A 14,503-nucleotide genomic window follows, 5' to 3' on the forward strand; every position below is an offset into this window, starting at 1 on the left:
TCTCGTTTTTCGTATCTTTGACGCGGTAAAATAGATCTATTCTTATAAAGAGCATAAACGAATGAAATATTGTGCAATCGCCTCCGGAAGTAATGGGAACTGTTATTATGTCGCTAAAGATGATTCTGCTATCTTGATAGATGCTGGAATCAACAGCAAGCATATACACCTGCGGATGTACAACCTGGCTATTTTACCGACTCAGATCAAAGCAATTTTCATTACCCATGAACATTCTGATCATATTAGGGGCCTATCTGTATTTGCCAAAAAATATAATTTACCGGTTTATATTACCAAGGGAAGTTACGATGGCACCCGTTTGCATCTTCCATCCCATTTGGTCCATATCATTTCTCCTGATGAGGTTGTTGAAATTGGAGGACTTAAGGTGTACGGTATTCCCAAATATCACGATGCCAAAGAACCATGCAGCTTTCTTGTCTCAGATGGAACATACAATATCGGTGTCCTGACAGATATTGGACGACCTTGCGAAAATGTGCAGCATGTTATTCAACATTCGGATGTTTTGCTCCTGGAATCAAATTATGACGAGGAGATGTTGCGTACAGGACGCTATTCCTATTTTCTGAAAAATCGGATCAGCAGTGGTTGGGGACACTTGTCAAATCGTGTTGCCGTCGAACTGTTTAACGCCTATAAAACCGACCGTCTTAAACATCTTATCCTCACTCACCTCTCTGGCGAAAATAATACCGTCGATCTGGTACAGCAAACTTTCGAACCACATTGCGAACGTATCCAGCTACATGTCGCGACACGTTACCAGGAAACAGAATTATTCGACCTGAGACTTGTGCTGGAAAACCATGTGGCATCTTTTTCAATCCTTTCCGCACTCTCTTCCTAACTAACAACGCTCTTTTTGTTCGCTGTATTTCTTCAGTTAAAGCGTAAGAATACTGTAAAATGAAAAAATTAGTTGTTTTAAAAAGATTTCCTGTTATATTTGCTTTGTTTTTAATCAGTCTAAATAATATCTTTTATACTTATTTGGACAACAAGAAACAAAAAACACCATGTAATAGACGGCAATCTATCACATGGCGTTAATCTACATACAGCGGCAACTGCATGTAGATGACTGAAACAGCACGCTGTGTCAGTTACTCCCGATATACGATATGGAAGAACTTGCAAGATAACGAATTTTATTATTTTATTCGTTGTTAAGCATATGCAAAACCTGCAAATTCTCCCATAATAAGTTGAAGAAAACTAAACATCAATCAACATATTATGAAAATTTTAATTTCATTTTTCACATTTCTTACGGTATTACTGTGTAGTCACTCTAGTCATGCCCATGCCCTTTGGATTGAATCATCTTCTTATGGAACGTTAAACCAATCCCATGAAGTCAAGGTATATTACGGCGAGTTTGCAACGAATGAAAGAGATCAGGTCGACAAATGGTACTCCGACGTGAAGGACTTCTCATTAATGTTGCATGCCCCGGGACAGGAACCCGTCAAGCTTCAATTGACGAATCAAGGCGATCACTTTAGCGGTTCATTCCAACCTACAGCAGCCGGAACCTATTTCCTATCCATTGTTAAAGCACCTAAAGATCTAGGCGGTAAAACGAAATATGAATTTTCTTCCTTAGTGCCTGTTATCGTAGGAAAGTCTGCAACACTCGATTATAAAAATGTAAAAAGCCCATTGCAAATTGAGTTGCTTGGTGCGGCTAACGCAAAAAAGGGGCAACGTATACAAGCAAAGATCACCAGCTTCGGCAAAGCTGTTCCACAGGCCAAAGTTTCTGTTTTTTCGACTACCGGTTGGGGAAAAGAGTTTGTTGCGGACGAGCATGGCATCCTGACATTTGACGCAATATGGGCTGGTCCATACGTCTTGGAAGCAAGTACGTTTGCTGAAACTGCAGGTGAACATGAAGGGAAAGCCTATGCTTCGACATGGCAGGGAAGTACGACTTTCATTACTGTCAAATAACCGCAGCTACAGCGCAGACAGCATAAGGGTCTAATCTGAAACGATGGCAACACCAATGGGTCCTTACAAAAAAAATATCTAAGAAAAATCTACTATAATAAAACATCTACCATACTACATTCATGAATAAAACTTTATCCTTTTTGGCTATTCCTATGATTAGTTCGGTCTTTTCTGTTGCACAAGCACAGACGAACAAAGTCATTGAAGGAATTCTTATCAATGAAAAATCCGAACCTATCACAGGAGCGACAGTAAAATTAACTAATACAGGTGTGACCACCAGCACAGATAGTGAGGGGCATTTCGCTTTTCATAAGCTTTCATCCAAAACCTACCATATCGAGATTAAAGCGATCGGTTACGGTAAGCATACGATGGAAGTGAACGTAACAGATGAGACGGCAAACCTTGGTCCCATTATCTTAAAGGACCAATCGCAAGCTATTGACGAAGTTGCGGTTTATGGTAAATACTATGAGCATTATAAGTTTGACAGTATCTCCGGATCGTTACGCCTTAAAACACCAATCCTAGAGCTGCCTCAAAATATACAGGTTATTTCTTCCGATTTAATGGCAGATCAACAGGTTTTCGACATTGTTGATGGTATTACGCGTAATGTTAGTGGCGCAACACGTCAGGGCCATTGGGACAACCAATATGCCAATATCCGTATGCGTGGCTCTAAGATCCCTGCATTCCGTAATGGGATGAACATTGAAGCTTCTTGGGGGCCTACAGCCGAAGATGCAAGTATGATCGAACGGATCGAATTTGTAAAAGGACCAGCCGGTTTTATGCTTGCCAATGGCGAACCTGGCGGCTTTTATAATGTGGTAACAAAAAAACCTACCGGTAATACCAAGGGGTCTGTTACCCTGAATACAGGGAGCTTCAGTACCTATCGCGCTGCCGTTGACTTGGATGGTAAATTGCGCAAAGATGGCAAACTGCTTTACCGTCTGAATGTGGCCGGACAACAAAAAGATTTTTTTACAAAATATAATTACAGTAACCGGCTTGTTATAGCGCCAGTGGTTACCTATAAAGTAGATTCTTTGACGAACTTAACATTTGAATACACCTACCAAGGGTCTACCTACCTATCAAATGGTAATTATACGTTCTCACCCAAAGGATTTGCCGATCCGGGTATTGCCAATGACTTCTTCTATGGTGATCCCTCCATGGAGCCCGGAAAGCTAAAAGACCATAGTGCCTATATTTACCTGGATCGCAAACTAAACGAAAACTGGAAATTGCATGCACAGATGGCCTATTTCAATTTTGATATGAAAGCCACCAGTACATGGCTGAATTACATGAAAGCCAATGGCGATATGCCACGTTATTACAGTATTGCCGACGAACATGGTGAAAATAGTTTTGGTCAGGTTTCCTTAAATGGAGAGGAATATACTGGAAGCGTTCGTCATCGGATTTTAATCGGTGCGGATTATGGTAATAAGAAGTTTTGGGGCGATTTCAGAACGATTTTAGATTCGATTCCTTCAGCGCCGCTCAACGTCTATGATCCTAAATACGGTATTCCAGGCAGTGTATTCCCTACGCTGGATCGTTCGCAGAGTGTAAAGGTCCGTGCGGGCGGTAGCAACTACGTGACTTCAACAAACTATATGTCATTCTACGCGCACGATGAATTGGCGTTCCTGGAAGAGAAATTGCGTTTATCGCTTGGCTTACGCTATACAATTAATGAGACCATAGGAAAAACGTCTGTAGCTGACAGAACCGATAAAGCATTTACGCCGAGGGTAGGGTTGAGCTATTCGATCGATAAATCCATGAGTGTATATGGCTTGTTTGATCAATCTTTTGTTCCTGTCGCTGGTACCGACTGGGAAGGTAATGCTTTCAAACCAATACGCGGAAATGATTTAGAAGCAGGTGTTAAGAAAGAGTGGATGGGTGGAAAATGGATCTCCACGTTAAGTGCCTACACTATTGCCCGTAAAAATGCGCTGGTAGCTGACCCCGATCCGAGTCACGTCGTTAATGGTGTGTCATTCCAGACCCAATTGGGAGAAACCAGAAGCAAGGGTATCGAATTTGATGTCACCGGTGAAATTATTAAGGGGCTGAATGTGAATGCAAATTATGCCTTGACAGATTCGAAGATCTCCAAAGATACCAAAGAAGAAAATATAGGTAATATCACTCCGAATACGGCCAAACATACAGCCAATGCATTTGTATCCTATCGTATTCAGGATGGGAAAGTGCGTGGACTTGGCTTTATGGGAAGTGTTCAGGGAATGTTTGACCGTGCAGTTGGGACAACAAAAGAAAGTAATTTCAAGAATTATCTGCGTACCGATGCAGGCATCAGCTATCAAAAAGGGAAGTATGCCATTTCGGTCGTAATCAATAATGTGTTGGACAACCGCAAATTGCTGACTGCTGGATCGATCTCCAAAGCAAGTGCGGCCGTTCAGAAGCTCGGTGGTGTGGATTATTATTCCTATATCGTCGAAGCTAGACGTAACTTCCGTATGGGAGTGACCTATAAATTTTAACGGACCGATCCAGATAAATTATAGAATCGATGTATAGTACACTGTTAATCGTTATACTCATGGGAGCCTATCTTTTTTACAACACGAGCAAAAAGGTGAAGTTTGGCCCTAGACCACAATGGCTTGAAAAATTGTGCGCACAAACGAAGTTTGTGCGCACATTGAGCATGCTGCTATTGATCTTTCCATTTGGAGCTGTTCTTTATCTGCAAGGTTTTGGAGCAGGTTTTTTTGCTTTTTTTGCCTATTTCATGTGCATGATGTGTCTTGTGGTCCTATTAAATCCTTATCGCTATTTCAAATTATACCCAATTATGGGATTGTATGTATTTAGCCTTTGTGTTGAATTATTGATTTCTTAACCGATTAAATATGCCTGCTAATAAAAAATACCTCAGTACGCCCTTTCAGCGATTCCTGAAAATTACAGCCGGATTTATCGGTGGTTATGTCGTCATGATCTCTTTCCACGTTTTGGTCACTCATATTTTTGAGAAAAAGGATGTTGTTGCCACGGCTTGCTTCACGGGTTATCTCCTATGGGCAGTACTGCTCTTGTTGGCCTTTCTTGCTAAGAGTGGATGGAAAATATGGGGATTATACTTACTCTTGGCGGCAGTTTTTTCGCTGCCTTATTTTTTCAAAATGTAATTGACCATGAATAACCGAAATTATAATATCTATTTCAATACGCATACCATTAGTGGCATTATTATTTGCGCTGTCCTTTATGTGATATTTTTTGCGGGATCATTTGCGTTTTTTAGGAATGAAATTGCTGCCTGGCAGAATAATACGTCGTATAAGACTTATCGCGAAGATCATAAAAACGTTGATCATTTGCTCGACTCACTCAAAGGACAAACAAATTTGCATGGACGCGATATTACCTTTTATATGCACCGGGAAGGGACTTCAGCCTACTTGGGCTTGAGTGCATCCAACGATAGTATACTCAATAAAGAAAACCTGGCGAAGATCACGCCTGAACAAAAAGCTGCAAAAAAGAATAGCCGCAGAAGGGGTGGAGATGATGATTCAAAGAACTTTACCTATAATTTTGCTAATAAAAAGGCTGGAGACTATGTGCAGAATTACGATATGGGCGAGTTTTTATTTCGTTTGCATTTCTTGGCCCAGCTCAATCAGGTGCCGATTCGGGTAGGCATAGCGCCATTTGGTTATCTTATTGCAGGTATTACCGCTTTTATTTTTCTGTTTGCCCTTATTACCGGGTTATTGCTGCATTGGGATAAGATCGTCTCAAATTTCTTTGTGTTCAGACCCTTCAGTAAATGGAAAACGGTATGGACCGATATGCACACCGCATTGGGCGTCATTGGTTTTCCGTTTCAATTTATCTTCGCGGTAACAGGTACGTTCTTGATCATCAATTCAGTACTCGCTTTGCCGCTGAGCAAGTTGTTGTATGATGGTGATCAGCAAAAAATGTATCAGGAGATGGGGGTTAGTGCCGAAACCAATTTTCCTTATACCTACAAACCTTTAAATGCAGACATTAATATCGCTCCATTTTTAGATCTGGCAAAACACAAATGGCCGGAAGCCGATTTTCAGCGTATTACGATCAAAAACTACGCAGACTCCAATATGCATGTTATCATGGAGCTGGAACCGCATTTTAACAAAAGCTTTGCTGGATCGGGGCTGTTGTCTGTGCGAGCGGCCGACAATAAAGTTGTTGCCGAGAAATCAGCAGTTAGCGATGCTAGCTATGCAGATGGGGTGCGCAGCATTATATACCGGTTGCATTATGGCGATTATGGAGGCTATCCGCTCAAGATGGTGTACTTTATTTTGGGAGTTATGGGGTGTCTTGTTATTATCTCGGGTATATTGATCTGGTTGGTAGCGCGTGACAAAAACAACGTAATTCCACGAAAACGAAAATTCAATTTCTGGGCGGCCAATATTTTCACGGCAATATGTTTGACGATGTTACCTGTCACTGCATTGACTTTCATTGCTATTAAATTGAGCCCTGAGGTCAATCAGGATTTTATATACCGCGTTTATTTCTATAGCTGGCTCCTATTTTCACTGTATTACATTATCCGGAGAAGCATACGCAGAACCAATCGCGAAACATTGCTGGTTGGAAGCATATTGGCATTTTTTATTCCACTTGCCAATGGTTTTATGACTGGTAACTGGATCTGGGATACCTTCCGCAATGGACAGCGGGATATTTTCGTCGTCGACTTTTTATGGCTGATGATCGGTATAATTGGTGTAATCGCCTATAACAAGACTAAAAAATTCTTTGAGACGATTCGTTAACAAAGATTCTTTTCTCTCTGCGAAGTGTATACACTTTGTTTTTTATTTCCAAGGGTGCTCACAAGGTGCCCTTGGAACGTTTATAGGGTACGGCTTAAATACCTTTAAGGTCAGATCCTGGTAGACAACGCCTCATGGCGCAGAGCAATTCTTATCCAAGGATACCATACTGATGATCGCGGAAATTTCCTCTTACAATACAGCCTTAAAAAATCGGCCGAGGCGCATCAGATCCTGTGCTGTCTTTTCGTTCCAGTCCACGGCATAGTTTAGCCGAATACAGTTCTTAAACTGATCGTGCTGTGTAAACATCCTTCCCGGAGCAAAACTCAACTTTTGCCTGAGCGCATAATCGTATAGCACCGTTGAGTCTATCTTTTTGTCCAGCTCTAACCAAAGTACAAAGCCACCTTCGGGCTGCGACATTTTGGTATTTTCCGGAAAATGGGCCTCAATGCTGTTTCTAAAATTGACATAATTGCTGTACAGTTTTTTTCTGAAGCTATTGAGGTGATGGTCGTACCGGCCGATCTGTAAGAATTTGGAAACAGCTTCCTGGTAAATTGCAGGCTGCGAAATCGTTTGTATGAGCTTTTGTTTTAGGATCTTATCTTTGTATTGCCCGGGCTCAACCCAACCGAGCCGAAAACTTGGGGCTAATACTTTGGTAAATGATCCACACCACATCACCAGTCCCTCTTCGTCAAAATATTTGCATGGTTTGGGCCGTGACGAACCGAAATAGATGTTTCCATATAGGTCGTCTTCAATCAATGGAATATGGTGGTGTGCGAGCAGTTTGACAAGCTCTTTCTTGTGCTCCTCAGGCATGAGTGCGCCCAATGGATTGCTAAAGTTGGTGACAAAACAACAGACATCAATTTTATGAATAACTTTTTTCAGGGCATCCAATTCAATTCCCGTAATAGGGTGGGTCGGAATCTCGATGGTTTTGAGGCCCAGTAGTTGAAAAGCCTGAATAAAGCCAAAGTAAAGGGGGCTTTCTACCGCTATGGTGTCGCCGGGTTTAGTGACGGCACGAAGGCAGCTGTAGATGGCATTCATGGCGCCCGACGTGATAATAAGATCCTCGTCACTTATTTTTCCCTCAAGTACCAATGACCATTTGGCAATTTCTTTCCGTAAGCTCGGACTTCCCTGTACCTGTCCATATTGATCACCGTAATCATGCAGCTCATGAACCGACTCTATAATGCATCGATTAAGTTTCTGAATCGGAAGTAATGATGCACTGGGTAAACCCAGTGAAAAGCGTGTAATTTCCTTGTCTTCCAGGGAGTGGAAAACTTTATCGATCAATGCCGCGGGATCTTGTTTCTTTTCGTCGATTTTGAAGGTAGAAATGGACGGGATAGCCATCCGACGGAGCCCAGACCGACTTACAAAATAGCCCGATTTTGGGCGTGATTCAATGAGCGATCGACTCTCTAGTTCCATATAGGCACTTTTTGCCGTATTTAAACTTACATTGTATAATTTCTGAGCGCTGCGGACAGAAGGTAAACGATCGCCATAGACCAAGGAACCATTTTTGATCTGGTTCTCTACGATATTGGCTATTTTTTTATATAACAGTTGCTGTTCCATCCTTATGCTAATTTACTGTTTCTGTTTTGATTTAACCAGTTATTATATCGGCGGATTCCTTTTCTGAGCGATTCTTCCGAACCAAATAGGTTCATCAACTGCTGCTCAAAGAAGGATTGCGCTTTGTCCATAAATACGTTGGAAAGCGTATCCGAAATAGGACCGTCGTAGGTCATTTCGACCGACAGTAAATTCTTTTTGCAGAGTATTACAGACGAAAAGGCTTTTAATTGATTGCCTTGGTCGAGCACCAGGAAAGGCATGCTTATGTGTGCTGTATCTACCTGCTTTTTGTTTTGTATTTCTTTGATAAGCGCTAAATCAGAAAGATCCACTTGTCTGATCAGATACGGTTGATGTGCAGTTGTCGCCATAAGAATAAATCTTTTTGCTAATTTAAGAAGGGTACAGGATGCCGTTTAGGTACAGAGTGCCGTTAAAATAGGGGTACAGAAAAAAATTAGGTTGTCCGGTGATTTTTGTAATTTCCATTTGAGATCTTTACACTACGAAAAGGATATCTCCGGATCTATAAATTATGAAGTAGTATGCACAGCTTATTTCCTTTATTTATCGCAATGATTGCGATCATCGTATTGATCGAAATGTGGGCGACCAAACTACGGGTAGCCTATCCCATTCTCTTGGTTCTGGCGGGGCTATTCATTAGTTTTATTCCCACTTTGCCCGTAGTGACGATTGATCCGGACGTCATCTTTCTCATTTTTCTACCGCCCTTGCTTTGCGAGGCTTCTTGGTCAATTTCGTTTAAGGAGATGAAGAAATGGTGGCGTATTATCGGGAGTTTTGCCTTCTTGGTTGTATTCTTTACGGCACTTTCTGTCGCGGTTGTTGCCAATTATTATATACCGGGCTTTACACTAGCGTTGGGCTTTCTGCTGGGAGGCATTGTGTCACCGCCAGATGCTGTCAGCACAGGAGCGATTATGAAATTTGTGAAAGTTCCCAAAGCTACCTCTGCGATCCTGGAAGGCGAAAGCCTGTTAAATGATGCTTCATCATTGATCATAGTCCGTTTTGCTCTTATTGCGGTTGGTACAGGGCAATTTGTATGGGGACAAGCTGCGGTATCCTTTATCTGGATGCTGGTCGGTGGTGTGGGTATTGGCCTGTTATTGGGTTGGTTTTTTATACAGGCACACAAGCGTCTACCGACAGATGCGCCCTCGGATATTGCACTTACCTTGATTGAACCTTACTTTATGTATTGGATCGCAGAGCAATTCCATAGCTCAGGGGTGTTGGCTGTCGTTGCCGGTGGCCTTTTGATGTCCGGTCAGCGGCTGACATTTCTCAATAGTACGAGCCGGGTGCGGGGGCTGAGTGTCTGGGAGAGTTTTGTGTTTATCCTGAACGGTATCGTATTTTTTATTATTGGATTAGATCTTCCGGAGATTGTTGCGGGTTTGCGGTCCAATGGAACGTCGCTGTTGGAAGCCATCGGGTACGGTCTTTTGGTAACGGGAGTATTGATCCTTGCCCGTATTATCAGCTCGTATTCAGCCATGATTGCTACCCTTATTTTTCGCCCGGGTGTGGCGCCAAGATCGATATCTACCAAACAGCGTTTTCTAATGCCTCTTTTGTTGGGCTGGACCGGCATGCGTGGTGTGGTGTCATTGGCAGCAGCATTATCCATTCCTGTCGTTATGAATGTTGTGGCTATTCCGCAGCGAAACCTGATCTTATTTATCACCTTTGTCGTGATCTTATCCACGCTCTTGATACAAGGGCTTACCTTGCCCTACTTAATCAGAAGGACTAGGCTGTTCGAAACATTTGAAGAAGAGCCCGAAGAGCAGGTCCGTAGTCGCATGAAGCAAGGATTGAAACATCATGTTTACCAATTTCTGAAAGATAGACATGAGAAAGAACTGCACAACCGTGATGTTATGGACCGCATTTTGAAACATTGGGAAGAAAAGGTGAATGCGGCCGATGATTCGTGGATGAATGAAAAAACGAAAGTGATATTTATGGAGCTTTTGGATGTACAAAGGGAGTATCTTCAGAAGCTAAACTGCGAGTCGACTATTGACGAGGGGATTTTTCGTTCGCAGTTATATCAACTGGACTTGGAAGAAGAGCGGTTGCGACGGATTTAGTCATAGGGTTTTATAAATGCCTCAGGGCAATAATGTATTTTTAACTAAAGGTTCCAATGAGGAGCCATGCTGAAATATGAAGGTAATTATAACAGGGGCCACCGGAATGGTTGGCGAAGGCGTTTTGCTGGAATGTCTACAAAATGAAAAGGTAACAGCCGTGCTGAGCATTTCCCGCCGGACTGCTGCCATTCAGCATCCAAAATTAAAGGAACTTTTGGTCGAAGACTTTACTAAACTCTCGCTATTTAGAGATGCGATTGCAGGCTATGATGCCTGCTTTTACTGTGCTGGCGTGAGTTCTGGGGGAATGAAAGAAGACAAGTACCGTTATATTACTTATGATACAACACTAGCTTTTGCAAAGTCCCTGTTGGAAATCAATTCGGAGATCAGTTTTATTTATGTTTCCGGAGGAAGCACCGATAGTACGGAGCAAGGCAAAGTGATGTGGGCTAGGGTTAAGGGTAAAACAGAGAATGATCTTGCCAAATTACCGTTCAAAAAGGAGTATAACTTTAGACCAGGAGCAATGACGACTGTTTCAGGGCAAAAGCATGCCAATCCCTTTGCTTTTGTGGCCAAAATAATCAAATTTTTTGCCCCTTCAGCAGTACTTTCCCTACATGAAGTCGGACGTGCCATGATACATGCCGTGGAACGCGATGACGTTAAGAATATATTGGAAATTAAAGATATTCGGGCCCTTGCTTGATCGCTTTGTTAAATATTTATATAGCAATCGGAATAATCCCGATTATTTGCAAATTATTTGACATAATTATAATTGGTTTATTCCTTCATAAGCGGCCTTCTATTCAACTTGTTCGACCAGCTGTTGGCTAGAAATTTTCTCGAAATAGCTCTCCATCTCTTGGTTACACCTTTCTATAAACGTTTTTGTGCGTTTTTGCAATTCTATAATTGTTAGTGGATTTCCTTTATAATTTGCATTATATCTAAATTCCTGCTGTGCTTCCGTAATGTTTTTGAAGGCGTTAAGCTGATCTTGATGATCCAAGCAAAAAATGAAGTAGGCATCAGGAACTATCAATTTGCAGAGTTGCATGAGGAAAGTAAGGTTGACCCGTTGCGGTTTGTATTGAAGTACGCTATTGATTACGCCAAGACAAACTTGTTCCAGCGCTTGAGATAGCATAAAATATACGGCCTCTATGCTTATTGCCGAGCAGTATTCCTCATAAGGCAAGTATAATGTGCGCGCATTATTATAGCGCGTCTTCCATTGTTGACGTACATAATCTAGATTTAGCTGTGGGGCAACGATGCTTTCCCGATCGATATTAGCTATGGATGTATTTTGCAACCAGATGTCACCCGCTTTCAGGAGCGAAAGAAAAAAGGGATGACCCTTTGAAAGCTGTTTGCTGAAAGCTGAGGAGTTTTCAAGGGCGAAAGTAAGCGATACATTGTTGGGGAGCATATCCGTAATGAGCTGGGGCAGATTATTTAGCTCGGCGTTTAAAGTATCATAAGCGACAAAAATATAGTAGGCATGCGTGATGCGGTCATTTTTGGTTCTTTGGAGCGCATTATGGTATTTGTAATAATCAGAGCGATAACCAAAACAAGCAACCAAAGTTGGTGTACAATAACATTCAATTGCATTAAGAATAAGATCCCGATAGTTGGAGTTACAATAGGTTTGTTTGTATATATCATTCTTAGTTTTGTAATTTTCAATCTCCTTATTGCAACTCGGAAGAATGGTAAGTTTTACCCTAATTTCTTTGTAAAGAAGATTGGAATAATCGTATATCCAGTTTAATGTATTGATAGCAATCTGATAGGCTGTTTCTAATACATCTTCATCGATAAAATAATCAAAGTGATATCGATAGTCGATGTAAGCCTTGTTAATTTTCTCCAAAGCCTGTTTTTTTTCGTTATTATCGGCTAGTGTGCGGAGGCGATCGCCGAAAGATTTGAGATAGTTTATATGGTTTTTTAAGGAATGGGACTTCTTATCCTCAACAACGAGGATATTTTCGGATGTTCGAAATGCAAGTTCCAAAGCTTGATGTAGCATGAATGCTGCGTGTGCATAATTTTTATGCTCAAAATAGAAATTGTAGCCATCAATAAAAGATCGAATCTTGCTCTTTTCCTTTTCGATATATGTCCGTGTTTTTTCGATGACTTCGTCACTTTTATTATTGGGTAAGACAAGGGGAATCTCTTGCACGGGATTCTGATAAATGCGGTTTTCAGGTTGGCAAATAAGATAGGCTCGGCCTAAACCTTGATCCACTTTTTGTTGTATTTCGTGCGTGAAGTTCACATTGATATACACATTGGGATAGGAGCCAACAGTTTTGTTTATCAGACTGTTGGCGTCGGAAAATCGAATTCCGGCATTTGACGTAAGATTGACCTGTAGCATCTGATACTTTTTACCATCGTGGTCAAAAGTCCATTGGTAGATTTCATCGACAGCAACAGCACGAAGGATTGCCTCGATAATAGGATTAATATCGGTATTCATAATATGGGTTGAATAAATGGAGGTTATATTTTTGTTTCTATTGGAGCTATTTGTTCTTGATTGGGGAATTCTATCTCTTCAGAAAAAGCTGTTAAATAGGCCAGTTCTAATATTTTGATCATAGTCTGGTAAATTCGTGTACTGTAGTCTGAATAGGTACCGGTATATCGGTTTTTGGCGAGGCCATAGTTGATCCATTCATACAAGATTTCATTCCATTCTTGCTGATCGTATGTTTTAACTGTTGCCAATAGTGCTGACAAAGGATTGTCTAATTCTTCATTCGATACATAATAAAGTATAATCTCCTCTTTTGCATGTCTAATCAAAATTGATTGGCATTCGGGCAATATCGAAAATGAATTGTCCATGCCGACTGGAAGAATAGAGGATTCCTCAGATTTATTGGATAACATTTCTAATAAGGAGTAAAGACAGGCGTAGTTAAAGAGTAGATTTGCTCCCGAAAATTTACTGTTTTCATGATCAGCAGACCAGAATTCTTTTTCGTATATGACCGTTTGGTACCAATATCGGATATCTTCTCGCCAGCCATTTAGATCGTCTCTATCAAAGAAATCTTTTAATGCTGAGATGGAGTAAGATTGAGAAGCAAGCCAGTCGGGCAATATAATGCGTTTTTTTGGATGAAGTATTTCGTCTTCTGTTTCGTCCAAAGATTGCTGGGTTTGGCGCTGCGCATCTGTAATGTCTTCTTGATTTTCTATAACATTGTTTGGAAGTATTTGATTTTCATAGATCTTTCCGAGAGCAGCAGCTAGGCGCAGTAGGAATTCTTTTATAGCAAGAATTTCATGGCCGTTGTCGCCTAAAAAGCCATTATCTCTGTCTCCTAAACTTATCCATAAATCATCAAGAATGTTGTACCATTGTTGTAAAGACTCATAAGAAAAAAAACGGCTAATGCTGTCTGCTGCAGTATCAATATTGCTTGCCGATGAGTCTGTTGCTAATAGCTGATTCCAGTAGTCTGAAACGCCTTTGTTGAACTTCAGCGGTTGTTCTATTGTTTTTAGTTTACATTTCCTAAAAATAACATAGGCCAATTCCACCTGTTCAATTAATTTTCTAGTGAGATATCCGGTAGAGGAACGTGGTGGGTTCATCTTTGCGTTTGAAGCCGCGTTAATTAGCGTATTTAGGTCCGCTAACCAGTCACGTATGGATGTTTCGCTTTCAAAGAACCCAATGAGATATTTCATCGGATCGTCGATGTGTTCTTGGGTTAAATAGCGAAAATGTTTCGCTTTTAGTTTCTTTTGCGTATTTTTCATCAGATTATATGTTTTAAAGTTGATGAAACTGCTGCTTGGGTTCATAATGATCTGTGCACTGATCTATAGCCCTGTTGGTTTCATTTGTTAGTTTTTGGTGAATGATGTGTTTATAATTATCAATAGTTAAGCTAATTTAAACACTAA

Annotated in this window: 12 protein-coding genes; 8 read left to right on the forward strand and 4 right to left on the reverse strand. The window is 41.1% G+C overall.

Features of this window, described 5'->3' with window-relative positions; all coding sequences use genetic code 11:
* Nucleotides 1-61: 61 nt before the first annotated feature.
* From B3E92_RS15115 to B3E92_RS15140, 6 genes are all read left to right on the forward strand, one after another.
* The gene (locus B3E92_RS15115) at nucleotides 62-874 is read left to right on the forward strand and encodes an MBL fold metallo-hydrolase (protein WP_286897469.1); all 813 of its coding nucleotides are present in this window, start codon (nucleotides 62-64) and stop codon (nucleotides 872-874) included.
* A gap of 389 nt (nucleotides 875-1,263) precedes the next feature.
* The gene (locus B3E92_RS15120) at nucleotides 1,264-1,980 is read left to right on the forward strand and encodes a DUF4198 domain-containing protein (RefSeq protein WP_115046414.1); all 717 of its coding nucleotides are present in this window, start codon (nucleotides 1,264-1,266) and stop codon (nucleotides 1,978-1,980) included.
* 122 nt (nucleotides 1,981-2,102) lie between these two features.
* Nucleotides 2,103-4,520, forward strand: coding sequence for a TonB-dependent siderophore receptor (locus B3E92_RS15125; protein WP_070561353.1), 2,418 nt, complete (start codon nucleotides 2,103-2,105; stop codon nucleotides 4,518-4,520).
* Nucleotides 4,521-4,549: 29 nt separating this feature from the next.
* A complete protein-coding gene (locus B3E92_RS15130; RefSeq protein WP_070561351.1) occupies nucleotides 4,550-4,882 on the forward strand; it encodes a hypothetical protein in 333 nt (110 codons plus the stop codon).
* A 10-nt stretch (nucleotides 4,883-4,892) separates the two neighbouring features.
* Complete coding sequence (locus B3E92_RS15135) at nucleotides 4,893-5,171, forward strand: hypothetical protein (protein ID WP_070561349.1); 279 nt, start codon at nucleotides 4,893-4,895, stop codon at nucleotides 5,169-5,171.
* Nucleotides 5,172-5,177: 6 nt separating this feature from the next.
* Nucleotides 5,178-6,821, forward strand: a complete 1,644-nt coding sequence (locus tag B3E92_RS15140) for a PepSY-associated TM helix domain-containing protein (RefSeq protein ID WP_286897470.1) — start codon at nucleotides 5,178-5,180, stop codon at nucleotides 6,819-6,821.
* Nucleotides 6,822-7,013: 192 nt separating this feature from the next.
* Here B3E92_RS15140 and B3E92_RS15145 read toward each other — a convergent pair whose 3' ends face one another.
* Together B3E92_RS15145 and B3E92_RS15150 are read right to left on the reverse strand one after the other, a co-directional pair.
* Nucleotides 7,014-8,429: a PLP-dependent aminotransferase family protein gene (locus B3E92_RS15145; protein ID WP_201640018.1), complete on the reverse strand. Its 1,416-nt coding sequence runs from the start codon at nucleotides 8,427-8,429 to the stop codon at nucleotides 7,014-7,016.
* Between the two features lie 2 nt (nucleotides 8,430-8,431).
* Nucleotides 8,432-8,803 carry a hypothetical protein gene (locus B3E92_RS15150; RefSeq protein ID WP_286897471.1) on the reverse strand — a complete coding sequence of 124 codons (372 nt, stop codon included), beginning with the start codon at nucleotides 8,801-8,803 and terminating at the stop codon, nucleotides 8,432-8,434.
* Nucleotides 8,804-8,977: 174 nt separating this feature from the next.
* Here B3E92_RS15150 and B3E92_RS15155 point away from each other — a divergent pair, with 174 nt between their 5' ends.
* On the forward strand, nucleotides 8,978-10,555 hold the full coding sequence (locus B3E92_RS15155; RefSeq protein ID WP_286897472.1) for a Na+/H+ antiporter: 1,578 nt from the start codon (nucleotides 8,978-8,980) through the stop codon (nucleotides 10,553-10,555).
* 76 nt (nucleotides 10,556-10,631) lie between these two features.
* Complete coding sequence (locus B3E92_RS15160; RefSeq protein WP_286897473.1) at nucleotides 10,632-11,270, forward strand: NAD-dependent epimerase/dehydratase family protein; 639 nt, start codon at nucleotides 10,632-10,634, stop codon at nucleotides 11,268-11,270.
* Nucleotides 11,271-11,369: 99 nt separating this feature from the next.
* On the opposite strand, the gene B3E92_RS15165 is transcribed toward B3E92_RS15160, so the two are convergent.
* Both B3E92_RS15165 and B3E92_RS15170 read right to left on the reverse strand, forming a co-directional pair.
* Nucleotides 11,370-13,061: a HEPN domain-containing protein gene (locus B3E92_RS15165; protein WP_286897474.1), complete on the reverse strand. Its 1,692-nt coding sequence runs from the start codon at nucleotides 13,059-13,061 to the stop codon at nucleotides 11,370-11,372.
* 23 nt (nucleotides 13,062-13,084) lie between these two features.
* The gene (locus B3E92_RS15170) at nucleotides 13,085-14,356 is read right to left on the reverse strand and encodes a hypothetical protein (RefSeq protein ID WP_286897475.1); all 1,272 of its coding nucleotides are present in this window, start codon (nucleotides 14,354-14,356) and stop codon (nucleotides 13,085-13,087) included.
* Nucleotides 14,357-14,503 lie beyond the last annotated feature (147 nt).

It is taken from the genome of Sphingobacterium sp. UBA6317, from assembly GCF_002440385.1.
GTDB lineage: Bacteria > Bacteroidota > Bacteroidia > Sphingobacteriales > Sphingobacteriaceae > Sphingobacterium > Sphingobacterium multivorum.

Bases quoted from the DNA above. Each gene is read 5' to 3' on its own strand.
- B3E92_RS15155 (WP_286897472.1), top strand. From the start codon at position 8,978: ATGCACAGCTTATTTCCTTTATTTATCGCAATGATTGCGATCATCGTA.
- B3E92_RS15120 (WP_115046414.1), top strand. From the start codon at position 1,264: ATGAAAATTTTAATTTCATTTTTCACATTTCTTACGGTATTACTGTGT.
- B3E92_RS15145 (WP_201640018.1), bottom strand. From the start codon at position 8,429: ATGGAACAGCAACTGTTATATAAAAAAATAGCCAATATCGTAGAGAAC.
- B3E92_RS15150 (WP_286897471.1), bottom strand. From the start codon at position 8,803: ATGGCGACAACTGCACATCAACCGTATCTGATCAGACAAGTGGATCTT.
- B3E92_RS15130 (WP_070561351.1), top strand. From the start codon at position 4,550: ATGTATAGTACACTGTTAATCGTTATACTCATGGGAGCCTATCTTTTT.
- B3E92_RS15135 (WP_070561349.1), top strand. From the start codon at position 4,893: ATGCCTGCTAATAAAAAATACCTCAGTACGCCCTTTCAGCGATTCCTG.
- B3E92_RS15165 (WP_286897474.1), bottom strand. From the start codon at position 13,061: ATGAATACCGATATTAATCCTATTATCGAGGCAATCCTTCGTGCTGTT.
- B3E92_RS15115 (WP_286897469.1), top strand. From the start codon at position 62: ATGAAATATTGTGCAATCGCCTCCGGAAGTAATGGGAACTGTTATTAT.
- B3E92_RS15170 (WP_286897475.1), bottom strand. From the start codon at position 14,356: ATGAAAAATACGCAAAAGAAACTAAAAGCGAAACATTTTCGCTATTTA.
- B3E92_RS15125 (WP_070561353.1), top strand. From the start codon at position 2,103: ATGAATAAAACTTTATCCTTTTTGGCTATTCCTATGATTAGTTCGGTC.
- B3E92_RS15160 (WP_286897473.1), top strand. From the start codon at position 10,632: ATGAAGGTAATTATAACAGGGGCCACCGGAATGGTTGGCGAAGGCGTT.
- B3E92_RS15140 (WP_286897470.1), top strand. From the start codon at position 5,178: ATGAATAACCGAAATTATAATATCTATTTCAATACGCATACCATTAGT.